Genomic DNA, 22,502 nt, shown 5'->3' with positions numbered 1-22,502 from the left:
GTTTCATTTTTCAGGTTAATCTAATACCTGGAGAAAAATCGATTTCTTGTAGCATCTTCCTTCACCCGCCTAATTCCGTTAAAGTACCCATTATCTTAAACAAAAGGAGCAGCTGCCGTTGTGGCAAACTGCTCCTGGATGGTTGAACTAACGTCACAAGTTACTTCAATCAGCACTCCCAGCTTCTTAACCCCGGATCAAAGTGACCTTAAACACGCTTCCAAATTCGGAACTCGACTCCAGTTCAACGGTTCCCTGTAAGATTCCAAGCAAATGGCGAACAATCGACAGACCTAGGCCAGCCCCGCCATGACTACGTGCCCGTGACGAGTCAAGTCGGAAAAACCGTTCGAAAATCAGCTCCCTTGATGGAGGGGATATTCCTTTTCCTGTGTCCGAAACCCGAACCACAACCCGTTCATCTTCCTGCGATACTTCCAGAGTAACATCCCCGTTTGGCCGATTATACCGGATGGCGTTGTCCAACAGATTTCGAAAGACTAGGAATAAGAAGCTTTCTTCCCCCTTAACCAGAGCATCGCAAGGCTCCATCAGATGAAGTGTTACCCCGTATTTGACTGCCATCGGTTCCATAAATGATTTTGCATCTGCGAGAATGTTGGCCAGCTCTACAATCTTGTGCTCACTATGCGTCTGGTCGTACTTGCCATCAGCCAGCAGCAACAAATCCTCCGTCAATGACTCTAGTCGTGCAAGCGTCCGCTCGGTTATCGCCTTGTAATCTCTCCAATCGCTTGGATCAATGCCATCGCCGTCTCCGGCCACTTCAAGATTCGTGCGCAGGATGGAAAGCGGCGTTCTTAATTCATGCGCGGCTGCGGAAACGAAACGGGCCTGTTGTTTAAAAGAGTGTTCCAGCCCATCCATCATCGTATTAAATACGACCCCGAGTTTCTTTAATTCGTCATGTAGTTGATCAATTTCGAGACGTTTGTGCAGGGTTGTTGCCGTTATTCCAGCGGCTGTTTCGCTCATCCGTTTCACAGGCTTCAGGATAATCACGGCAAGCCAGTGCGAACTGAGAATCATGCCTGTTAGAACGACAACCAAGCTTATGATTCGCCCCTGCAACTCGGATACAATTCTGAAAACAGAGAAAAAAGACTCTATAGCCACATATAAAGTAATCAATATCGCCAAAAAAAGAATAGAAAACAGCGTCACTCTTGCACGCAGCGAAAGCCTGTTCCATGGTTTCATGTCATGTCCTCTTTCTTTGCAGCAGTGCTTAGAGCCCATTTATACCCATAACCTTGAACGGTCTGAATATAACGTTCTCCTGCCTCTGGCTCATGATGCGAGAGCTTTCTGCGCAAAGAATTGATGTGAACCCGGACTGTTGAGGAAAGGGGATCCGCATGGATATCCCAAACATGTTCGAGAAGCCGTTCTGACGAAATGACATCGCCGGGATGCAGCATCAGGTATTCGAGCAATCCGAATTCTTTTTTCGTCAATGAAATTAGAGCATTCTCGAACCAGACTTCCCTTGTCTTCGAATCAAGGGTGAGCTGATCGAACTGCAGGACGGTGCTTTTCACCGACGAGCTCCGGCGAAGGAGCGCCCGGATGCGGGCAAGCAATTCATTAAACACAAAGGGTTTGCGGAGGTAGTCATCCGCGCCCGAATCGAGCCCTTCTTCCACTTCGTCTGGATGGCTGCGCGCTGTCAGCATGAGAATAAAAACATCGTTATGGTGCGAGGACTGGCGAATTCGTTGACAAAGTGAAATGCCATCCAGCTCCGGAAGATTGATATCGAGGAGAATCACATCATACTCATTGGTATCCGCTAGCTCCCACCCTGTTACACCGTCAACCGCGATGTCCACTGCATACCCTTCTCTCCTTAAACCCTTGGCTAATGCACGTGATAGGTCTTCCTCATCTTCGACAATGAGGATTCGCATATAACCACTCCTTCCTTCCATGACAATGACATTAGAATATCACACATTTTTTCATGAAACGAGGAAAATCATTCAGACTTTCGGAGCTTCACTGACTTAACAAGGATTTAACAGCTCGACCTTTATAATAAAAGCAAATCTTCCTTTTGCATGGAGGATGTTTATCAGAATGGCAAGAAGGAGGAGTTCTTTTGTTAATCGAGGTTGTATCTGCTGGACCAGGTTGTTCCATCTGTCAAAAAGCAATAAAGGTAGTGAAGCAAGTATCGACGGAATTTCCGCAAATCGAGTTTCAGGAGTTACATGTGGTCGATCAGTTTGAACGTCTTCAGGAACTGAACATTTTCAGCGCCGGAGCGATTCTCATCAATGGGAAAGTGGAATTTGCCATTTTGCCCTCGCTACCCAAGCTTCGTGAACGTGTGTATGAATTGTTTAATCCATAAATCCACTAGATTAGAAGGAGAAACAAATGGAAGATTTATATCATTTTACGATTGCAGCCGGAATTTCCATCTCTACCTACATTCTTGTGTTCATCGTCGGAATCGTGAGCGCGGTATTAGCATGTTATTTGCCCGTGCTTGCAATGTTTGCGGATTATGTACAGAAAGGAGCTGCTGGTGATAAAAGAAAAGCCATTCGGATCGCTATCAACTTTATCTTGGGTATGGTTATCACTTCGGTGTTGATTGGTTTGATCATCGCGCTGCTCGGCCAACAGTTCCTGCCCTTTGTTGAGAAATACAATTTACTAACCTGGGTTCCCCCCGTCTTTGATATATTCGCCGGGTTGCAGTTGCTTGGTGTCATTTCATTCGCAATGCCTACTTTCCAAAAGTCGCTCAGCCGGCCACGACTCCCGCAAAGCAACTATGCCGCTTTCAAGCTAGGGATTCCTTATGGACTTGTTATTTCGCCCTGCGCGATTCCTATCTTTTTTACATTGATTAGTTATATCGCACTTCAGGGAAGCCCGCTGCACGGAGCGTTGCTCATGACAACCTATTCGTTAGGGAAAGGTGTGATACTCGTGGCCGTCGCAGTCTTTTCCATTTCCATTCTAAGCAAATTAGCAAGATGGGGTGGCCCTGTTAAAAAAGTTGCCGGCTACCTCTCCATCGCGATTGGCATCATTTTTCTGGTTATTGGGTTTATGAAAACGAATAATTAGTTAAAACGATGGCAGCATCCGAGTTTGCAGGAAATCTCAGAGCGAATGGAAGGGCCAATCTTTGCTCACGAGAAGCCTACACAATTCTCGCTTCAATCACATGATGACGAAAAAGTCTAAAATTTAAAGGGAGAATGACGATGACCTTAAATCAGGAGTTAGCGCAGATGAAGAAGATGTTTGATCCTCATACGCCGTTGGAAGCGCAGGCCGCTCTGTCTCGGCTAATCCGAGAGCAGCAGGAATCTGCTAACCCATTTGGTCTGCAGATTGGACAGAAAGCCAAGGATTTCACCCTGCAGGATGCACTCGGTCGGGCGGTCAATTTATATGATGAGTTAGCCAGAGGCCCGGTCGTTTTAACCTTTTACCGTGGAGGTTGGTGCCCTTACTGCAGCAGGCAGCTCAAGTCCTATCAGCAAGTACTACCTGAGATAGAAAAGCTAGGTGCTCAACTGATCGCGATCAGTCCGCAAAGCCCAGATGCTACACTCTCCCAAACGGAGAAGGATGAGCTGCGCTTCCATGTGCTCAGCGACCGGAACGGTTTGGTTGCGGCGATGTATCGTATACTTTACGACGTTCCAGACTACATACAGGACGAATTTCAGCAAGGCTTAGGTCTCAATCTAGCAGAATACAACGCCACAAGCCGATGGATTCTGCCGGTGCCCTCAACATTCCTGATTGACGAGAGTGGCTTCGTCCGTTCGGTATACGTTAATCCAGACTTCATGAAACGGTTTGAGCCTGAAGATATATTATATGAATTGCGCAAGTTGTAACCACTAGCATGCCTGAGATACTTATCAAAGAGAGATTGATTGCTTACTAGCAGAAATATTGAACAAAAAAGACGCTGTAAAAAGCGCCTTCACCTTTTTTGTTCGTTTTCAAGTAAGCAGCCAAAGGGAGAAAATCAGCGTGATTAGGACCCCGTTGTCCGCAATTGAACTAACGTGCCCGTTAGTTTAGCGTTCCGATTTAAAAAAATTCAGTGATATAGATAAGCCTTTTAATTTTTGGGCATATTCGGTGTGGATTGAATCCGTAATATATCGGTAGTCGGAGAGTATCCAAATAACCGGGTATATTCCCTGCTAAATTGAGACGGACTTTCGTAACCAACACAAAATGCGATATCCGCAACACTGTGCGATTCCGTCAATAAAAGACGTCGTCCTTCTTGTAGGCGTAGTTGTTTCTGATATTGAACGGGGGTCATTGCGGTGACTTGTTTGAAATGCCGATACAACGATGAGGGACTCATTTGGGCCAGTTTGGCCAGATCATCTATGCGCAGCGGTTCATTATAATTTATTTTGATCCTTTCCACAACATCGGCAATTGCTGCAAAATGGCTACCCGCTGTAGCAATTTGCCTAAATGCTTCCCCTTCTTTTTCGCTTAGAAGTCTGTATATGATTTCTTTAATGGTCAATGGCGCCAAAGCCGGAATATCTTTTGGACTTTCCAATAGACTAATTAGTCTTAACATAGCATCCAAAAGAAAACTACTCATTTTCCCAACGAATAAACTTTTCGGGTACCTTTCTGTACTATTTGAAAAGAGATTGTTCTCCTTCATCACATTAAAGATCTCGCCAACGTCAAGATCAAGTCGGATGGATAAAAAGGGTGACCCCGATGAGGGCTTGATCGCCTGTCCGGATATCGGCACATCCAAAGACACCGCCAAATAATCGCAAACACCATACCTATAAGTTTCATTGCCTAACATAATCACTTTTTGTCCTTGGACAACGATGCATAATGAGGGTTTCTGAATTCTACAAATAGGGACCAAGGCATTAGAGTCATGAATTAGATTTAGTGAAGGAATGAGTGTAGAGTGGTCTCCGTCTTTACCGGTGAATTTTTTGATGAGTCTGGCTAATTCTTTCTGTTTCTGAGTAATATCAGTCATGCGCACCCCTACTCTTATATTGCACTGTTCATATCACAATGATAAGACAAAGCATAAAGTTTGTTAAGCCTTTGACAAGATTAGGCATAAAGTTGGAAGTAATCTTATACCTGTGAGAGTTGATATCACCGCATAATGAAAACATATCAAAATGAAAGGAAGATAGGAATGGAAGAGCAAAAAGTATGGTATGTTACAGGCGCTTCGAAAGGATTAGGCCTCTCTTTGGTAAAAAAGTTACTCGAAAACAATTATCGAGTCGTAGCAACATCAAGGAATATCGAAGATCTACAACGAGCAGTTGGTTCGTGTTCAGAGCATCAGTTTTTGCCGCTTCAGGTGGATCTGACCGACTTCGATTCCATTAATGAATCCATGAAGATGGCATATGAACATTTCGGACAGATTGACGTAGCGGTGAATAATGCCGGTTATGGAATAGGAGGTGCAATTGAAGAACTATCCAAGAAAGAGATAATGGCGAGCTTTGAAGTGAATGTGTTTGGTAACATCTTCGTAATCCAAAGCGTGCTGCCTTATATGAGAATGAAGCGTTCCGGTCACATCATCAATGTTTCGTCCATCGCCGGGCTTGCCCCGCACATGGGATGGAGTGTTTATGCCGCTACCAAATCGGCTATTATCGGAATGTCTGATGTAATTGCCCAAGATGTAAAATCATTTGGGATTAATGTAACGGTTGTTGCACCTGGCGGTTTTAGAACTGAGTTTAACAAAGCGGGCTCTCTAGTAGTTGCAGATAATAGAATATCTGATTATCTGCCTCTTCACGAAGGTATTAAAGAGTTTATAAGAAATGATGGCAATCAACTAGGTGATCCGGAAAAGGCTGCAGAGGTTTTTATTGAATTAGTTAATTCCCCCAACCCGCCGACCCATTTATTTTTAGGGTCTGATGCGTACCAAAGGGCGACCGACAAATTGCACAAACTACTTGAAGAATTATATGCCAACAAAGAGATAAGTGCTAAGTCGGATATTAACTAATTTTATTTATCTTTAATAGAAAACGCTAGCTTAACCCTTCGAGAGAGCAGGCTACATATTACTGAGGGTAAGCTCAACTTACGAACAAATCGCATGATATCCGCCAAGTGCCGATATAATGCATGCTGACCACACATTGTCAGTCTACAGTGAATACAGCGAATTTAATCACGATCCTTCGCTTGATTGCATAAAGGCAGTTGCCACGTTCGAACAGAGACCGGTGTATGATGAGGCAATCCGCGCTGGCAGGCACTTTCTTCATCGTACAGCGAGAATGCCGATGGCTCGATCCATCACAAACGTGACTTGCTATGCCGCATTAGGTGCGTTCTATTTTCTTGTTTCATCCATGTGGCTGACCGTGGGCCAATTGCGGAGGAAAGCTGCATAGGCCCGCCATCTTAAGCCATCACCGACCCGTTCAGAGATGCTATCAGCCGCTAATATAGGCTCGCGCCAGTCTATCGACAGAACAGAACAAATTACACATGTCCTTAAGGACAAAAAGGAGACAATTATGTTTGGAATTTCACCACTCGGTTGGGTGCATACGCTCGGCAGCTTGCCCGCCATTCCGCTGGCTATATATATGTTTGCTCGCTACGGACGGATTGTGCCGCGGTCAAAGCCCGGTATCGTCTACTTCATTTCGATGCTGATCGGCTCTATTACAGTATTCATCATCGCAAAATCGTCGGCCAGCTATGGCATTGGCGCGGTAACGACCCTGCTGCTGCTCGCCGGGTACGGCATCGGGCGTATTTCGAGCTTTAAACGTGCGGGCAAGTACCTCGAAACAATCTTCCTCAGCCTGACGGCGTTTCTACTGATGTTGCCGACCGTTACCGAAACCCTGACCCGTGTTCCAAACGGCCACCCCTTAGTCACTGATACGAGATCGCCAATTCTTCTCGGATGTCAAGCTATTCTCCTCGTCATTCTCATCGTTGGCTTGACAGCACAAATCGTCCATTTGCGCAGGCTGGGCAGGCTCGCGAAATACGACTCGACTGCCAAGATGTAAACAGAATGATGTTGAAGGGCAGATAATACGACAGCGTTCAACACCGATGATCGAACGTCAATGGGGAGTGCCGTCCTCGCTAGGTTAGGCATTCCCCTCGCGTCGCTGATCCAGACGTTCGCCGTCGCCGAATACCTGAACTTTTGCCATGCAGCCAACGCGCCGGGAATCAGCCTGTCGAGCATCAGCGCCCGCGTGAAAACGCTGGAGGAATACCTTGGCATCCGCTTGTTCGAGCCCATGCGCGGTCCGGCTGACAAAGGCCGGCAGGCATTTCGTCGAGCTTGCATCTTTGTACCATCTGCCTCGGCGAATGCCGAGAGGATATTAAATTAAAAAGGAGTTGCAAAACATGTCATTAACTCAAGCTTTAGCGGAAGCCAAACAGGAATTTATTGTGCATACTCCTTTGGAGATTCAAACAGAGATGTTCCGTCAGATCCGGGAGCAGCAGGAATCCGGCATTGCTTACGGCCTGCAGGAGGGGCAGAAGGCAAAGGATTTTACACTCAAGAATGCTTTGGGAGAAACGATTAACCTTTATGATGAACTGTCCAAAGGACCAGTTGTCCTGACTTTCTACCGTGGCGGATGGTGCCCCTTCTGCAACAGGCAGCTTAAGTCCTATCAGAAGCTACTGCCGGACATCGAAGCCCTTGGAGGCCAGTTGATTGCGGTTAGCCCGCAAAGCCCGGACAACACGCTTTCCCAGCAGGAGAAGGAAGAGCTGACCTTCCAAGTGCTTAGCGACACAAACGGTCTCGTGGCCGCTTTCTATAACATCCTTTACGACGTTCCGGATTACATCCAGGACATTATGAAACAAATAGGCATGGACCTAGCGGAATACAACGCGACGAACCGTTGGATCCTGCCGATTCCTTCCACCTTTATGATCGATGAATCCGGTATTATCCGTTCCGCCTACGTGAATCCGGACTTTATGCAGCGGGTGGAACCTGAGAAGATTCTGCGTGAATTGAGAAAGCTTTAATTAATGACTCACTTTCGCAGCTTCAAACATAGCCTAAAACCTTGAAACAGTTAGCATAGAAGCCAAATAATTCTTGTCTCTTGACGACGCCGTGAACATCATCTGCATAGGTCTGAATATGTTACCGTCGTAAGTATGATCGGATTTGACCAGTAAATTGAGTCAAATCAAACAGCCGACTCTTATTTTGCACGGTCTTAAAGATCGAACCGTTCCATTTGCAGTTGCGGAAGCCTTGCAAAAGGGAATCAAAAACTCCAAGCTGTTGACTTTCGAAAACAGCGGCCACGGCGTCTTCTATGATGAGAAAGACAAGTACAACCAAGAGATCCTTAATTTAAATTAAAAGTAAGTTCTAGCTCGCTTTGAGAACAGCTCATTTGTGAAATACAGCTGCGCTAGAGATGCTACTCTTGCGCGGCCATATAAAAAACCAACTTTATAGGAGTGTTACGAGAATGATTGAAATGGAAAAGACATTGTACACGGCTACTGTAATCGTTGAAAGTGGAAGAGATGGAAAAGCAGTTTCCACCGACGGCAATCTTAACTTGGACTTGAGATATCCTAAGGAAATGGGTGGTAACGGAGGCGGAACAAATTCGGAGCAATTGTTCGCTGCAGGATTTGCGGCATTTTTTGAGGGTGCTATGGGTATTGTTCTTAGAAAAAGGAGTATCCGGAAGGTATATCGATCGTTTCCAATGTTTCGATTGGTAAAGATGCCAGCGACGGATTTGTAGTAGCAGAAGCCCATCTCACGTGGCCATATGCCAAAGCAACTGCCGGCAATATCGAAGTCATTACAAACGTTGTTGGTTAATCCGTGATCCATGCACCCGAGCGGCGCCCCTTGTCGATATACGGACAAGGGGCGTATTTGGCGGACAATCCTCACAGAGGATTAAAGAGTTATTAAATGAAGCAGGTTTTCAGCAAGTTACACGTATCTTCACGACTTATCAATTCGCTGGTTGGTTTGCTGCCTTAAAATGAAGCCACGGATATCACTATAACGACATTGCCAAAACGATTATGTTTGCAATCCAGCAACCGACTAACGTGACGATTAACGAGTTGATTGTCCGCCCCACATCGCAAAGCTTATAAAACGGTGCCGCTCAACTACCATTAGTGGTGAAGTATAAGTTGATCTACGCTGTTAAAACTATTCAGGACGCAGTGACAGATCACGAAAATTAACCCAGCCATAGGGGTTGATTTTTTCTGTTCCGAGCAGGTTCGGATGGTAAAAGGCAGCATGCCGCAAATGGTAAAGGAAATGCAGCGCATCATGACGTAGCAGCAAAGTTTCCACTTCCTGCAAAAGTACGGATCGGGCAGCAGAATCCATTTCATAGGCGATGGCAGCATATCTTTGATCAAGCTCGATTAACAATACTGGATCAACGAAGCGATGAACCCCATAGTTTTCATGGAGCAGTACATGCAGCAGCGACCACTCCCGATTATTCGTTGTTATAGCGTTAAGCAGCACAATATCCGCAGCATCTATCACTCCAGGTCGACTGAAATGTTCATAAGGCAGAACGTGAATGTGTACAGTGATGCTTGCAGAGGCACACCGTTCCTGAATCCACTGAGCCGTCTGCTCAAGCGAATTGTTCAAGATGGAGTGCGTGTACAGCTGAAGCGAGTTTTGATAACCATCGGTTTGTAAAGAAACCATCGTGTCGACTGTAGCCACTTCCTGCTCTGTCTCCTCGCTCTCGGTTTCATGCTCTACCGATAGATGAGCCGCTATAGCAGCACTCCAATCCGGAAAAAAGCTGTAAGCCGCTCCGATCCGATTACCTCCAAGCTCTGCCACGCACTGTTCGGGCTGCAAAAGTTTGCGCAGCCTGTGCCGCATAGCAGGATCCTGTAATGGTCCTTGCTTGCGGCCGTTCATGATCATGAACGCGCAGCCTCCCTCCGTCTGCTCCATAATCGTGGTCCCCGTAGGAGCAGGCGCAGGAATTTGAAATGGGTGTGTGTAGAGAATAGGTTGTCCACCTAAACCACCATCAGGCATTTTTTGTGTGAGCAGCTCCTTCAATATCCAAATCTCAACCTTATCCAGCTGTGCCCTCTCCCGGTAATAGTCCTCGAATGCCTCCAGAACTACCATCTCCGCGTCATTACGTAATAGCTTAAACGGTCCAGTTCCAATCGGTAACCACTCATTATTTTCGTGAGTCTGACATGGAGTAATAGATGCCTTGGGTGCAGCTAGATAATGCAGTAGTAAAGAACATGGTGCATCCAGTTGAATACGCAGTGCATACCGATGTGTGGCTTCTATATTCCGAATATGAAGTAGCTTCCATTCACTGCACAGACTATTCCGTTCCTGATTTGCACAATCCGAATCCAACTTGCTAAGGCGCATTAACGTATGACGGACATCTGCTGAGGTCAGCTCTTTTTTATTATGAAAAAGGACGCCTTTGCGCAAATAAAACGTCCATACGGTTCCATCCCTATTCTGCTCCCAGTTCACAGCAAGCCGGGGTACAAAAACTGCCTGTGAACAATCCCATTCAACAAGTGTGTCAAAAAGCTGACCGATCATATGTAGCTCTGTCCTGAGGGTTGCGTTGATCGGATCCAGTAAAGGCATTTCCCGGTAAAAAGGAAGCCGCAGCAAATCGATGTGCCCCTTCTTATACGGCGTGGATTGGATGCCAAATTGCTTATAGATCGATTCTGTTATTTCTTGTTGAAGGGGTGAGTTCGGATCATACCTACGCATAAGCTCCATCGCTTGCGAATACTGGCCTTTGTCTATTTTGGTCTGGGCCCATGAGCTTATTACGTTATTCGATTCCATGTTAAATGTTATGGTCGAACGATTCCCCCTCCCCCGCCCAGGCTGCCACTCGATCCACCCTAGCTCCTGGCATTGCTTCACAATCAGCTTCACGTTACGTGGTGTACAGTACAACACTTCTGCAAGCTGCTCCAGTGAAACCTCTACAGTCTCTTTTTCTGCATAACCATAAAACTCCCTTAGCTTCAAGTAGTGATAAGCAATTTGCATACAAATCTCCTTAAACAGGGTGATGGTTTAAAAAGGGGAAAATAATTTATTAAAAATACTACTCTTTTTAACCCCTTTTTACAAGGTTACTATGGAGTTACCAACAGCCTTGTTAGAGAAGGGAAGTAACTATTATGGATGCAGAAAAGAAAGTTAAGAACAATAGCAACATACGGGTACTATCGATGATTCGTGTACTTTCGATTACAGCAGCCGTCTTCGTAACGCTATTGTGGTCCTCCTCTTACATTTTGAATCAATATGCTTTTTTTGAGGGCGTAGGTCCCTTTACCCTTGCAGGCATGCGCTATAGTGCAGCGGCATTTACCTTATGGGTGGTGCTGCGGCTTCGTAATCAAAAGCACGCTCAGCGAAAAAGAGGACATGAGGTTCAAAGCGTTAACAAAAAAGTATCACAAGGGAAATGGAAGCTGACCTGGAAAGAGAATTTGTTACTCGGAATTACTGGGTTTATTCTGGCACAAGGACTTCAGTATGCAGGTCAGTTTTATTTGACCCCTATGCAATCCAACATGTTCTTATCAATGGGAAATATGCTGTTCCTGCTCGTTATTGACGCATTTTGGCTACGTGAGTTGAAGGGTCGCGCCACCTTCCTGGCTGTTCTCGCTGCTATGGCCGGCATCGTCATTTACTATTTTCCGTGGCATTTAGCCCAAAGCAGCCTGATCGGCATCTTCTTGATCCTGATATCCTGTGTTGGTAACGTTGTGCACTTGACCTATTCCCGTTATTTGCTTTCCCGAAAACAAACAGCCCCTTCTGCACTCGTTCTTACACCAATGCTAATCGGGGCTGCAGGTATGCTATTAGCTGGATTCATACTAGAGGGTATTCCGCCTTTCTCTTTAAAGCTGATCCTTATTCTGTTATGGCTTGGACCCATCAATGGAGCACTTGCCTTTACACTTTGGGCTTGGTCCCAAAAGCAGCTGCGCGCCTATGAAAGTAGCCTCATTAATAATTTAATGCTGCTGGAAGTTGCCCTGATGGATATTTTGTTTCTTGGACGCAATATTACCTATTTGCAAGCAGGTTCGTTATGTATCACCGGAACGGCCATTATTGCTGTGCAGCTTGCGCCGTTGTTGAGAAAGCATAAACAATTACCAAGCGAATCCGATAAATAGAAACTGGGGTTTTTCCACTATTTGAGGTACCAAGAGGAACAGTTGGAGAGAATAAAACGCCGTGATAGTCTTTACTACGTGGGTAAGCTTGAGCACCAATGATACCTTGGCACCTAACATAATTCACTTTTTGCTAAACCCTTAGTAACTTTCGCCATATATTTATAATTCGAGAAAAAATTTTTTTTCATTCAATCTATCTCTACTCAGTTATAGATTTTGTGAGAAAAGGTAGAAAACCGCGAATTACTTCATTCGATATCCAAAAATGAATGCTTCTGACTTCCAAATACCATACCGACAAATCGCGGTACTCAATGGCGAGGTTGAACGAAAAAGCGATGGTTCTGTTCCATCGCTGTGCTCTTTCATTCCGTGTTTCCTCTAATTCTAAAATCGAGCATCAAATCCAACAAAGCTACTTTGACGAAGAATTACATAGTGGGGATGTAGCATATAAACACTATTTCGATGAACAGGAACAACAAGACTTTCCAGATGTTTCGATTAGGCTTTATACCCTTAGCGAAATAATAAATTCCGTTATTACATCTAACTTTAATATAAAGAAATTTGATGAGCATCTTGGTTGGGAAAATGAAAACATTCCATGGGAATTTACAATTGTAGCTAAAAAATAAACGAAAAATTCTAATTCAAAGAAGAACCGCTCCTTTCTCGGAGTGGCTTCTTTTTATACACTGATATAAATTTTGTGGTCAAATTGTACTTTGTGCTTGGATACATTACGGTGACCCGTATCATAAATTCAAGGTATATTTGCTAAGTTAACCTGCCCTTTAGTTGAGCGGATTGAGTAATAACTAAATAAGCGATGGATCAACTCCATCGCTCCGCTATCGTTCCCGTTAATGAACTCTTGTCTGTCTTCATTACATTTTTTCAGTCTAACACGCTCTAATATTGCTCATACAATACTCAATAAAGTGGTTTTCTTGTCGCTAGCACAGTATAAAGGGATTTTCACGTTCAAAACAAAACGACATGAAAATACGGACAAATGAAAAAGAACCTTGATTTATCAAGGTTCTAAATCGGGATTATTATGTCGTTGTACTCAGCCACGGCAGCTGCCATGCGTAAATTAAAAAAACAAAAACAAGCGTGTCAAATTGAATTGACCGCTTGTTTTTCACTTCTTCATTCATTTGCCTGTGCTAAAATACTCTATCACTCAATCTCTGTATTCAAAATCCGAACTTCAAATTGTGGCTCAATCAACACTTGAGGATAATCTTTTCTCCACTCCAACGTTTTCCATATAGCTGGATGAAACGCTCTTAACTCCTTTCCGATGCCAAGAACATCCGAATTCGCCTCTTGTATTTTTTTTATCGTATTGGTTGCCATTTCGTTTAAATGATTACTTAGTGCTTTTTCCATTTCATTGACGTATTCAGTCTTAAGACCAGAAAGCTGTTCTCCAAGTTCGGTTGCATATATATTCATGCTTACCTTAATTGTAATATCCGGAAGTTTACTCAAGCGTTGACGTGCGATGATTTTGCTGTTTATTTTCTTGATAAAAAAAGCGTAATCCTTGTCATCCAAATGGCCCGTCCTTGCAACCCGCCCATAGTTGAATTTTGATGAAAATCCCTTTAATTTCTGCACAACATTCCCGTTCCCTACGAGAAACATTAAGCTTTGAACTTGTTCATTATTAAGCATCATACTTGTGCTCTCACTCTGACGAAATAATAAAGCTCCATTAAACTCCATTCGAGAATTGACATGTTTGATTACAGGTAATACCAAATCATTTAATGGTTCTTCCTTAGATAAAAGAAAATCCATCATCGTAACGTTGGGAACAATCCCGTATGTTTCTAAAGATTTCACAAAATCATTCAGCAGTTTTGTTTTATCAGTGATTGTGCTGCTATTAAACTGTTTGAAAAATGCCGCATCTTGGTCGTCAAGAATGACTACCGGCGAATTAATGGTCGTAAATGGCGTTTCGAGTAAAAAAGCAAGCTCATGCACGGGTTGATGTGCTGCAAAACTTTCGCTCAATAAAAACAATCTTGTATTAATCCCAATAAAGGGACCCTGTTCTTTATATAACCCCTGCCCAACCGCTTTGATTACACTTGAATCTGAAATCTCTGTTGATTCCGAAAGAGACACATCGCTCCCTTGCCCGGCCTTACTTGATTTGGTTACAACATAGTTCAGCAATACTTTTTTACTCTTCTCATCATAATTAATTGCAGCTATATCAACTATTTTAAGGTTGCGCAGCGGCAATCTGTCCCAGCATCCGGTGAGAAGTAACAAAATCATAATACTTACGACAACCCTCTTCATCTTGCCCCTACCTTCCCCCGCGTTATCGATATTAACAGAAGGAGTAACGGTATAATGGCAATAACGACAATTGTAGCAAAACTATGATAGTTGGAAAATTGAAAGATAACTTTGCGGTCCGATCCAAATATACCTAATCCGAAACAAAAGATCGCTAATAACCAGACGATGACCGCATGGTTCCCCATCTCTTTTCCAAAAGAATAAGAAAGGTAGCGGGCTGCTAAAAACAAATATATATACGCGGTTACAGTCGTAACCGCAAGCCAAATGGTCATAAATACGATATCTAAACTTTGTACGACAGGCCATTTGAATTGGCGGAGTATAAAAACCATAGGCTCAGGGATTACTTTAAGCTGATTTTCACTGAAATTAAACGTAACAATTAAGGCGATTAACATATAAAAAAGAGTGGTACATCCATTAGCGACAGTCATTACAAGAAAAACATCTTTCTTTTTGCGATAACTTAATGCTGGAAAGACATACAGAAGGAGCTCATAACCGGCATATGCCCAAAAGGCCGGAAGAGCATCCCTCATGATAGCTCCCACCCCATGACTGCCGATTGGGAAAAAATGACGTATATCCCCTTTTCCTATCCCACTGATAAAAATAATGACCATGGCAATAAAAAACATAATCATGATGTTCTGTGTAATTACCGCAATAGACCGGAGTGAAGAAGAAGCGATGTACGCAGCAATTCCGAATGAGATCCCAACCAGAACTAACCAGGGCGTCCTAATCAACACCCATCTGCCTAACACATCGGAATAAGAAACAATAACCATTAGACTGGACTCGGCACAGTATAATCCTATGGCTATATTCAGTATTGATCCCATTATCTTTCCAACAATGTTAGACATATACTGAGGCAACGCCCGATCGGCGTATCTCGCACTAAGGCAATAGATAATCGTGATTATCGCTTGCGCAATAACCCCTCCAATGAATACAGATATCCATGAGTCGTAACCTGCGTGTTTGGACTCTGCAAAGGGAATTGATAAGACGGATACACCCACTTGAGTTAAAATAATGAGATTAAAAAGCTGTGTTAACGAAAGCTTCTTAAGGTGAATCATTCATTTTTTACCCCTTTGCATTCGGATTCTCGTTTTATCTTTGGACAAGCTTTCTTTCGTACGTTCCCTTAGACTCTGAATTGGCCCCCTGAAAAAGGTATCCATAATTGTGCTTTTGCTGAGTCCACTGTAAAAGTAGGGGAGTCCCATCGTGCTTAAACGCGCTAAATGCGTCAGCACAATCAGGTATGACAATTCCAGGCCGATTAATCCGAAGGTTGCGGCCATTAAGATGAAAGGAAATGATAACAAACGTGCGGCACTGCTCATTTCATAAGACGGGATACTAAAAGAAGCGACAGCCGTAAAGGCAATGATGATGACCATCATGGTGGAAACCAGATTTGACTGAACAACAACAGTTCCGATGACTATACCGCCAACAACACCAATGGTTTGTCCAATAGGACTTGCTAGCCTTACCGTCGCTTCTCTTAATATTTCAAGCGTGACCAACATGAATATGGCTTCGAGTACGGGAGGCATGGCAACGTATTGCATAGAGCTTTGAAGCGTTAATGAAATTTCAAAAGGAAGCATACGCGGATCAAATGTGACTAACGCAACATACACGCCTGGCAAGCTCATTGCAATAATGAAGCTTATTATACGAAGAAACCTGAAAGCACTGCCAAGTAACCAACCTATTTGATAATCATCAGGGGATTGCAAGAATGCCCAGAAGGAGACGGGAGTAATAATACAATCCGGCGAACCATCGGTTAGGATCCCTATTTTTCCATTCATTAAATATGATCTAACGCGATCTGGTCTCTCCGTAATCATCAATTGTGGAAATAAAGAGAATTTCCGATCCTCTATAAGTTCTTGAATAAAGCCTGGTGCTTCAACATAATCAATGTCGATAAGGTCAATTCTACGCTCAAACTCTTGGATAACTTGTTCGTTAGCAAGCTCTTGCAAGTACAGTAAGGCGACTTTCGTATTCGATCGTCTGCCAAGGCGATAATATTTGACAACGAGATCTGGTGAGACAATCATTTTACGCAGCAAATTAATATTTGTACTCACATTTTCAATCAACGCTTCATTAGATCCGCGCAGCACTCGTTCATTCACGGGCAGGTTAACAGCACGTTCTTTCTTTGTTTCCGTTCCAAGTAAATATAACTTCATTTCTCCGTCGATTTGAAGCACCGTCTTACCTTCCACAAGGGCATTCACCGCATCGTTCAGCAGTTCCGTCTCCGTAAATTCCAATACAGACACAGTTTCACGAAGATTAAGGTCTTCCGTTTGCTGAAGCAAGGGTCGAATAACGTGCTCCTGTACCACTGCAAGTTCAATCATTGTGTCTAAATAGAAGAGACGACAACTGCGGTTACCGGATTGAAAGGTGCTCGATTTAAAGTCAGCGCTATTAAACAGCATATTTTGCAGCGACTTCTCGTTGACGTTTAGAGATGGATCGACTTTCATATGAGTTCCCTCTCTTCTAGGAATGGAAAGTTTCGGTTATTTTCCCCACATACAGCTTTTTATATTCCAATTTTTGGTGGAGACATGGTATCAAACACATCCACAAAAATAAACAGCCGGCTAGAAATTTTTTGTTCCAGGCGACTGTTTTACAATTGAAAAGAATGATGTAAGCAAAATTATCGTCGTTGACTTACTTTTCTCTTCCCCCACGGTTTTAGATAGGAGATTGCGGTTAAAAAGACTAATATGGCTAACACTAATGCGCTTCCAATCAGTATCATTTTTTGACTATGAAGGTATTCGGAATTGTACATGGGTTCAAGCTCCTTTAGAGAAAGCGCATTTAATGCCTCTTCAATCCACGTACCAATAAAAATACTACCAAAGAAAATCGTCATTAAATTGCCGACCCACTTCGCGATAATCCAGTAATGTGTGGTGATCCCCCACGCTCCGACAGCTAGCCAAATACCAGTTGCCAAACTCCCCAAAGCCCCTGGAACAATTAAGTAATAGTCAAAATATTTGATAAAATAATGAGCAGCATAAATAAGTTCACGATCTTTTAAATAGAGTGTAAATAGCGTTAAGACGAAATTACCTAACACCCCTGTAAAATACATAATCACAAAGAGAACATGGAAGATTACCCACCATTTTTTCCGTTTTGCATCTAATCTGGTAGCCCTCGATTTGCCAACCAAGATGACTGATCCCGCAATTAGTATAACCATTAAAAATGTCCACAAAAAAGCAATCATTAAAATCTGACCCCTCGCCCATAAAATTTTACTTGCAACTGTTTCCAAGTTTTATCTTACAGGTCGATTGCTGACAGCGATGTGTCAGTGTTAAAAAATAATTATTTTTCATAGTCACTTCTGTTCAAAAATTGTGCCAGCTCTTCACTTTTTATGAAAAAGCAGCCGATCATTCTGGCCGACTGCACAAATGTTAGTATTTTGCTAACATTTATCCGTTAACTTAATCGCATATTGGACAAAAACACCATACTCTCGTCAACCGACTTGTTAATATAGTCAATGATTTCAAAGTTATTGTTGTTAAACAGCTCCAGCGCTTCATTCATAAGGACTTCATCAATTGTAAAGTCCTTTCTTAGCAAATTTAGTAAGGCAGGTAAGTATTGGCTGTTATACCCGTCAATGTTCACGGTAGGCAGTACATGTTGATGCAGTTTCAGAGAATATTGTTTTATAATTCTTCCATTTAGTCTTTCAAAGTCACGATAAGCGACTAGTCCTTTCTCCTTCAATTGCTGAGGAGATGCGAATCCCACGATTTTTAAATATAGTTCCAGCCAAACTACATTCGAAATTAAGTGACATAAATAACCAAGGTAAAAGGGTTTATTCATGTTATCCTTGTACGTATCATAAAAGCGAAAGTAGTTGATACGACTTTTTCCACTTACATCAATATCCTTAAAATGTGTTACTCCTTTTGCCACACCCATGAGCCCATGTATATCAGGTGCTATCCCCCCGAGCATAAACTCGTTCCTGTTCTCAATACCTAACCTATCAGCTAATAGAGATGAAATACAATAATGCATGATTCTTGAACCCATCTGTATGCCTCCTTCTTTATAAATTCACCACAAAATATGGAAGATAATCAATCATTTTTAAGTATAATAATCATAGGATATTTTTTAGTCGCAACAGCACGCTGCGTAGATATGGTGTTAAGCGATGGTTCCTACATATAGAATCTGCATTAAATACTTGTTCTTGAATTGTGTAATTCACCAATAAGATATCTAATACTCATTATCTTGATCTGCAATGATGTATCCTTTATTTGAATGAAAATTCGTTTGATCTAAGATGATATCTATCTCCACATGTACATCTAATCTTCATGTATTTCACTCCAAAAAAAAATGCAAATTTAGCACATTACGTATGACGTCATATTTAGAAATTTTACAAATTTTCCAAGACTACTACCAGTTTGATTTATATGCTCTCCTTAACACACCTAATAAATGGAGTTATGGCAAAGCAATCCTCTAGATCCTCACTTTCTAATGACCAATATAATATTGTATTTGTATGGATGGCTATATCTTTTAATAGTAGCTCTTTTGCTTTTCTCATTATTGAATCACTAACATCTTCTTTTTCAATAGCGTCATTGAGTGAACCAATAATTACGATCATTAAAGCAAATTTTTCTTCTTCGTTAAGAGTTAAACTTTCATAACAAGAAAGAAATTCATCTATTCTTGTATCATCTGCCACTTCGTATTCCCAATCTTGGGTAAATGGTTCGAGTTTAGGTAAGCTCAATTTTTTAACGAGACTTTCAATGGCTTCCCTAGTTACGTACTTGGGATAGTTGTCCATTTATTCTCCTCCTACTGGAATTCGTTTGGAAATGTGAACATTCGGGTATAATTACACCCACTTTGTTAGTAATTAATACCATTATTATACTTCAATTTTTGAGACAATCACCACGCTAATCTCCCGTTAGCGCAACGACAGAAGGAGCAGCTGCCAAGATGGCAAACTGCTCCCTGATCGCTAAACTAAGTTCACCGCTAGCATAATCGATAACGTTCAAAAAAATAAAAAAGACCTCACTTTTAAAGTGAAGTCTGTGTGCTTGGCAACGTTCTACTCTCCCAGAACCCTGCGGTTCAAGTACCATCGACGCTGGAGGGCTTAACGGTCGTGTTCGAGATGGGAACGCGTGGGTCCCCTCCGCCATCATCACCAAACAGTCAAAGCGTGTTTGCGCCTTGAAAACTAGATACGAAACTTGCGTAAAGGTTTGAATATCTTAGATTTTGCCCTTAGGGGTTAAATCCTTTGGGCCCCGTTAAAGTACTTGAGTCCACTTCGGAGCTCTTCATCACTTTAATGGGAATAGGTTAAGCCCTCGACCGATTAGTATTCGTCAGCTGCATACATTGCTGCACTTCCACCTCGAACCTATCAACCTCGTCGTCTACAAGGGGTCTTACATACTGGGAAATCTCATCTTGAGGGGGGCTTCGCGCTTAGATGCTTTCAGCGCTTATCCCCTCCGTACATAGCTACCCAGCGGTGCCTCTGGCGAGACAACTGGTACACCAGCGGTACGTCCATCCCGGTCCTCTCGTACTAAGGACAGCTCCTCTCAAATTTCCTACGCCCGCGACAGATAGGGACCGAACTGTCTCACGACGTTCTGAACCCAGCTCGCGTACCGCTTTAATGGGCGAACAGCCCAACCCTTGGGACCTACTTCAGCCCCAGGATGCGATGAGCCGACATCGAGGTGCCAAACCTCCCCGTCGATGTGGACTCTTGGGGGAGATAAGCCTGTTATCCCCAGGGTAGCTTTTATCCGTTGAGCGATGGCCCTTCCATTCGGTACCACCGGATCACTAAGTCCGACTTTCGTCCCTGCTCGACTTGTAGGTCTCGCAGTCAAGCTCCCTTATGCCTTTGCACTCTGCGAATGATTTCCAACCATTCTGAGGGAACCTTTAAACGCCTCCGTTACATTTTAGGAGGCGACCGCCCCAGTCAAACTGCCCACCTGACACTGTCCCCATACCGGATTACGGTACCAGGTTAGAACTCCGATACGATCAGGGTGGTATCCCAACGGCGCCTCCACCCAAGCTGGCGCTCAGGCTTCAAAGGCTCCCACCTATCCTGTACAGATCGTACCAAAGTCCAATATCAAGCTGCAGTAAAGCTCCATGGGGTCTTTCCGTCTTGTCGCGGGTAACCTGCATCTTCACAGGTATTAAAATTTCACCGGATCTCTCGTTGAGACAGCGCCCAAGTCGTTACGCCATTCGTGCGGGTCAGAATTTACCTGACAAGGAATTTCGCTACCTTAGGACCGTTATAGTTACGGCCGCCGTTTACTGGGGCTTCAATTCATAGCTTCGGGTTTAACCCCTAACCACTCCTCTTAACCTTCCAGCACCGGGCAGGCGTCAGCCCGTATACTTCGCCTTGCGGCTTCGCACAGACCTGTGTTTTTGCTAAACAGTCGCTTGGGCCTTTTCACTGCGGCCCCCTCGGGCTATTCACCCTACCGAGGCACCCCTTCTCCCGAAGTTACGGGGTCATTTTGCCGAGTTCCTTAACGAGAGTTCTTCCGCGCGCCTTAGAATTCTCTTCTCACCCACCTGTGTCGGTTTGCGGTACGGGCACCTTCGCCTGGCTAGAAGCTTTTCTTGGCAGTGTGAAATCATGACCTTCGGTACTTAAAATTTCCCTCCCCATCACAGCCCAGCCTTACGGTTAGCGGATTTGCCTACTAACCAGCCTCACTGCTTGGACGAGCATCCATCAGCTCGCGTCACTATCCTTCTGCGTCACTCCATTGCTCATAACGGCTACGGTGGTACAGGAATTTCCACCTGTTGTCCATCGACTACGCCTTTCGGCCTCGCCTTAGGTCCCGACTTACCCTGAGCGGACGAGCCTTCCTCAGGAACCCTTAGGTTTTCGGCGGATCAGATTCTCACTGATCTTTTCGTTACTTATACCGGCATTCTCACTTGTATGCGCTCCACCTGTCCTTACGGTCAGAATTCAACGTACATACAACGCTCCCCTACCCATGCACAAAGTGCAAGCCATAGCTTCGGTGGCGTGTTTAGCCCCGTTACATTTTCGGCGCAGAGTCACTCGACCAGTGAGCTATTACGCACTCTTTCAATGGTGGCTGCTTCTAAGCCAACATCCTGGTTGTCTGTGCAACTCCACATCCTTTCCCACTTAACACACACTTGGGGACCTTAGCTGATGGTCTGGGCTGTTTCCCTTTTGACAATGGATCTTAGCACTCACTGTCTGACTCCCGGATTTAAGTTTGTGGCATTCAGAGTTTGACTGGACTTGGTAACCCTTGGCGGGCCCCGCACCCAATCAGTGCTTTACCTCCACAACTCCACATCCGAGGCTAGCCCTAAAGCTATTTCGGGGAGAACCAGCTATCTCCGAGTTCGATTGGAATTTCTCCGCTACCCCCACCTCATCCCCGAATTTTTCAACATTCGTGGGTTCGGGCCTCCAGTGAGTGTTACCTCACCTTCACCCTGGACAGGGGTAGATCACACGGTTTCGGGTCTACGTCCACGTACTAATGCGCCCTATTCAGACTCGCTTTCGCTGCGGCTCCGTCTCTTCGACTTAACCTCGCACGGGAACGTAACTCGCCGGTTCATTCTACAAAAGGCACGCCATCACCCATATAGAGGGCTCTGACTTTTTGTAAGCACACGGTTTCAGGTTCTTTTTCACTCCGCTTCCGCGGTGCTTTTCACCTTTCCCTCACGGTACTGCTTCACTATCGGTCACTAGGGAGTATTTAGCCTTGGCAGATGGTCCTGCCGGATTCCGA

Annotated in this window: 20 protein-coding genes, 2 rRNA genes and 1 pseudogene (1 of these 23 only partly in view); 11 read left to right on the top strand and 12 right to left on the bottom strand. The window is 44.0% G+C overall.

The genetic code is table 11. The annotated features are described in order from the left end of the window. Positions 1 to 186 precede the first annotated feature (186 nt). Together ACKTT9_RS08195 and ACKTT9_RS08190 are read right to left on the bottom strand one after the other, a co-directional pair. Positions 187 to 1,221 carry a sensor histidine kinase gene (locus ACKTT9_RS08195; protein ID WP_407871162.1) on the bottom strand — a complete coding sequence of 345 codons (1,035 nt, stop codon included), beginning with the start codon at positions 1,219 to 1,221 and terminating at the stop codon, positions 187 to 189. Beyond that, positions 1,218 to 1,931, bottom strand: a complete 714-nt coding sequence (locus ACKTT9_RS08190; RefSeq protein ID WP_407871161.1) for a response regulator transcription factor — start codon at positions 1,929 to 1,931, stop codon at positions 1,218 to 1,220. The genes ACKTT9_RS08195 and ACKTT9_RS08190 overlap by 4 nt, the downstream gene beginning before the upstream one ends. Positions 1,932 to 2,122: 191 nt before the next feature. On the opposite strand from ACKTT9_RS08190, the gene ACKTT9_RS08185 reads away from it, so the two are divergent. From ACKTT9_RS08185 to ACKTT9_RS08175, 3 genes are all read left to right on the top strand, one after another. Continuing rightward, positions 2,123 to 2,377 carry a thioredoxin family protein gene (locus ACKTT9_RS08185; RefSeq protein WP_407871160.1) on the top strand — a complete coding sequence of 85 codons (255 nt, stop codon included), beginning with the start codon at positions 2,123 to 2,125 and terminating at the stop codon, positions 2,375 to 2,377. A 26-nt stretch (positions 2,378 to 2,403) separates the two neighbouring features. Beyond that, positions 2,404 to 3,105: a cytochrome c biogenesis CcdA family protein gene (locus ACKTT9_RS08180; RefSeq protein WP_407871159.1), complete on the top strand. Its 702-nt coding sequence runs from the start codon at positions 2,404 to 2,406 to the stop codon at positions 3,103 to 3,105. A 140-nt stretch (positions 3,106 to 3,245) separates the two neighbouring features. Then, a complete protein-coding gene (locus ACKTT9_RS08175; RefSeq protein WP_407871158.1) occupies positions 3,246 to 3,890 on the top strand; it encodes a peroxiredoxin-like family protein in 645 nt (214 codons plus the stop codon). Between the two features lie 230 nt (positions 3,891 to 4,120). Here the strand turns inward: ACKTT9_RS08175 and ACKTT9_RS08170 are convergent, their stop codons facing one another. Then, positions 4,121 to 5,032 (bottom strand): AraC family transcriptional regulator N-terminal domain-containing protein, encoded by a 912-nt coding sequence (locus ACKTT9_RS08170; RefSeq protein WP_407871157.1) that lies wholly within the window; start codon positions 5,030 to 5,032, stop codon positions 4,121 to 4,123. A 168-nt stretch (positions 5,033 to 5,200) separates the two neighbouring features. Here ACKTT9_RS08170 and ACKTT9_RS08165 point away from each other — a divergent pair, with 168 nt between their 5' ends. The 6 genes and pseudogenes from ACKTT9_RS08165 (at position 5,201) to ACKTT9_RS08140 (ending at position 8,884) form a co-directional block, all read left to right on the top strand. Then, positions 5,201 to 6,040 carry an SDR family NAD(P)-dependent oxidoreductase gene (locus tag ACKTT9_RS08165; protein WP_407871156.1) on the top strand — a complete coding sequence of 280 codons (840 nt, stop codon included), beginning with the start codon at positions 5,201 to 5,203 and terminating at the stop codon, positions 6,038 to 6,040. A 520-nt stretch (positions 6,041 to 6,560) separates the two neighbouring features. Next, positions 6,561 to 7,067, top strand: a complete 507-nt coding sequence (locus ACKTT9_RS08160; RefSeq protein WP_407871155.1) for a hypothetical protein — start codon at positions 6,561 to 6,563, stop codon at positions 7,065 to 7,067. 60 nt (positions 7,068 to 7,127) lie between these two features. Continuing rightward, positions 7,128 to 7,403, top strand: coding sequence for a LysR family transcriptional regulator (locus tag ACKTT9_RS08155; protein WP_407871154.1), 276 nt, complete (start codon positions 7,128 to 7,130; stop codon positions 7,401 to 7,403). 16 nt (positions 7,404 to 7,419) lie between these two features. After that, on the top strand, positions 7,420 to 8,061 hold the full coding sequence (locus ACKTT9_RS08150; RefSeq protein WP_407871153.1) for a peroxiredoxin-like family protein: 642 nt from the start codon (positions 7,420 to 7,422) through the stop codon (positions 8,059 to 8,061). Positions 8,062 to 8,206: 145 nt separating this feature from the next. Next, complete coding sequence (locus tag ACKTT9_RS08145; protein ID WP_407871152.1) at positions 8,207 to 8,407, top strand: alpha/beta fold hydrolase; 201 nt, start codon at positions 8,207 to 8,209, stop codon at positions 8,405 to 8,407. Between the two features lie 121 nt (positions 8,408 to 8,528). Then, positions 8,529 to 8,884, top strand: a pseudogene (locus ACKTT9_RS08140) (Ohr subfamily peroxiredoxin). Positions 8,885 to 9,229: 345 nt separating this feature from the next. Here the strand turns inward: ACKTT9_RS08140 and ACKTT9_RS08135 are convergent. Beyond that, entirely contained in the window at positions 9,230 to 11,104 is a 1,875-nt protein-coding gene (locus ACKTT9_RS08135) for an ABC transporter substrate-binding protein (protein ID WP_407871151.1), read from the bottom strand. A 134-nt stretch (positions 11,105 to 11,238) separates the two neighbouring features. Between ACKTT9_RS08135 and ACKTT9_RS08130 the strand changes: the two genes are divergently transcribed. After that, positions 11,239 to 12,255: a DMT family transporter gene (locus tag ACKTT9_RS08130; protein WP_407871150.1), complete on the top strand. Its 1,017-nt coding sequence runs from the start codon at positions 11,239 to 11,241 to the stop codon at positions 12,253 to 12,255. Positions 12,256 to 12,581: 326 nt separating this feature from the next. After that, on the top strand, positions 12,582 to 12,896 hold the full coding sequence (locus tag ACKTT9_RS08125; protein ID WP_407871149.1) for a hypothetical protein: 315 nt from the start codon (positions 12,582 to 12,584) through the stop codon (positions 12,894 to 12,896). Positions 12,897 to 13,446: 550 nt separating this feature from the next. On the opposite strand, the gene ACKTT9_RS08120 is transcribed toward ACKTT9_RS08125, so the two are convergent. The 8 genes from ACKTT9_RS08120 to ACKTT9_RS08085 all read right to left on the bottom strand — a co-directional run. Beyond that, on the bottom strand, positions 13,447 to 14,586 hold the full coding sequence (locus ACKTT9_RS08120; RefSeq protein ID WP_407871148.1) for a Ger(x)C family spore germination C-terminal domain-containing protein: 1,140 nt from the start codon (positions 14,584 to 14,586) through the stop codon (positions 13,447 to 13,449). Continuing rightward, positions 14,583 to 15,680, bottom strand: coding sequence for a GerAB/ArcD/ProY family transporter (locus ACKTT9_RS08115; RefSeq protein ID WP_407871147.1), 1,098 nt, complete (start codon positions 15,678 to 15,680; stop codon positions 14,583 to 14,585). Before ACKTT9_RS08115 ends, ACKTT9_RS08120 begins: the two co-directional genes overlap by 4 nt. Beyond that, positions 15,681 to 17,120 carry a spore germination protein gene (locus ACKTT9_RS08110; protein ID WP_407871146.1) on the bottom strand — a complete coding sequence of 480 codons (1,440 nt, stop codon included), beginning with the start codon at positions 17,118 to 17,120 and terminating at the stop codon, positions 15,681 to 15,683. A 179-nt stretch (positions 17,121 to 17,299) separates the two neighbouring features. After that, positions 17,300 to 17,884 carry a DUF2269 domain-containing protein gene (locus tag ACKTT9_RS08105; protein ID WP_407871145.1) on the bottom strand — a complete coding sequence of 195 codons (585 nt, stop codon included), beginning with the start codon at positions 17,882 to 17,884 and terminating at the stop codon, positions 17,300 to 17,302. Between the two features lie 218 nt (positions 17,885 to 18,102). Then, positions 18,103 to 18,714, bottom strand: a complete 612-nt coding sequence (locus tag ACKTT9_RS08100) for a zinc dependent phospholipase C family protein (protein ID WP_407871144.1) — start codon at positions 18,712 to 18,714, stop codon at positions 18,103 to 18,105. Positions 18,715 to 19,105: 391 nt separating this feature from the next. Continuing rightward, positions 19,106 to 19,495, bottom strand: coding sequence for a hypothetical protein (locus ACKTT9_RS08095; RefSeq protein WP_407871143.1), 390 nt, complete (start codon positions 19,493 to 19,495; stop codon positions 19,106 to 19,108). A 260-nt stretch (positions 19,496 to 19,755) separates the two neighbouring features. Beyond that, positions 19,756 to 19,872: ribosomal RNA gene (rrf, locus tag ACKTT9_RS08090) — 5S ribosomal RNA — on the bottom strand. A 149-nt stretch (positions 19,873 to 20,021) separates the two neighbouring features. After that, positions 20,022 to 22,502, bottom strand: a 23S ribosomal RNA gene (locus tag ACKTT9_RS08085) (it continues 435 nt past the right edge of the window).

This window comes from Paenibacillus sp. P36, from assembly GCF_045866505.1.
In the GTDB taxonomy this organism is placed as follows: Bacteria; Bacillota; Bacilli; order Paenibacillales; family NBRC-103111; genus Paenibacillus_E; species Paenibacillus_E chondroitinus.
The sequence above is the reverse complement of the archived record's forward strand: the minus strand, read 5'-3'. Positions and strand labels throughout refer to the sequence as shown.

Coding starts and splice junctions, on each gene's coding strand:
- ACKTT9_RS08195 (WP_407871162.1), bottom strand. CDS start 1,221: ATGAAACCATGGAACAGGCTTTCGCTGCGTGCAAGAGTGACGCTGTTT.
- ACKTT9_RS08190 (WP_407871161.1), bottom strand. CDS start 1,931: ATGCGAATCCTCATTGTCGAAGATGAGGAAGACCTATCACGTGCATTA.
- ACKTT9_RS08180 (WP_407871159.1), top strand. CDS start 2,404: ATGGAAGATTTATATCATTTTACGATTGCAGCCGGAATTTCCATCTCT.
- ACKTT9_RS08175 (WP_407871158.1), top strand. CDS start 3,246: ATGACCTTAAATCAGGAGTTAGCGCAGATGAAGAAGATGTTTGATCCT.
- ACKTT9_RS08170 (WP_407871157.1), bottom strand. CDS start 5,032: ATGACTGATATTACTCAGAAACAGAAAGAATTAGCCAGACTCATCAAA.
- ACKTT9_RS08165 (WP_407871156.1), top strand. CDS start 5,201: ATGGAAGAGCAAAAAGTATGGTATGTTACAGGCGCTTCGAAAGGATTA.
- ACKTT9_RS08160 (WP_407871155.1), top strand. CDS start 6,561: ATGTTTGGAATTTCACCACTCGGTTGGGTGCATACGCTCGGCAGCTTG.
- ACKTT9_RS08155 (WP_407871154.1), top strand. CDS start 7,128: ATGGGGAGTGCCGTCCTCGCTAGGTTAGGCATTCCCCTCGCGTCGCTG.
- ACKTT9_RS08150 (WP_407871153.1), top strand. CDS start 7,420: ATGTCATTAACTCAAGCTTTAGCGGAAGCCAAACAGGAATTTATTGTG.
- ACKTT9_RS08135 (WP_407871151.1), bottom strand. CDS start 11,104: ATGCAAATTGCTTATCACTACTTGAAGCTAAGGGAGTTTTATGGTTAT.
- ACKTT9_RS08130 (WP_407871150.1), top strand. CDS start 11,239: ATGGATGCAGAAAAGAAAGTTAAGAACAATAGCAACATACGGGTACTA.
- ACKTT9_RS08120 (WP_407871148.1), bottom strand. CDS start 14,586: ATGAAGAGGGTTGTCGTAAGTATTATGATTTTGTTACTTCTCACCGGA.
- ACKTT9_RS08115 (WP_407871147.1), bottom strand. CDS start 15,680: ATGATTCACCTTAAGAAGCTTTCGTTAACACAGCTTTTTAATCTCATT.
- ACKTT9_RS08110 (WP_407871146.1), bottom strand. CDS start 17,120: ATGAAAGTCGATCCATCTCTAAACGTCAACGAGAAGTCGCTGCAAAAT.
- ACKTT9_RS08105 (WP_407871145.1), bottom strand. CDS start 17,884: ATGATTGCTTTTTTGTGGACATTTTTAATGGTTATACTAATTGCGGGA.
- ACKTT9_RS08100 (WP_407871144.1), bottom strand. CDS start 18,714: ATGGGTTCAAGAATCATGCATTATTGTATTTCATCTCTATTAGCTGAT.
- ACKTT9_RS08095 (WP_407871143.1), bottom strand. CDS start 19,495: ATGGACAACTATCCCAAGTACGTAACTAGGGAAGCCATTGAAAGTCTC.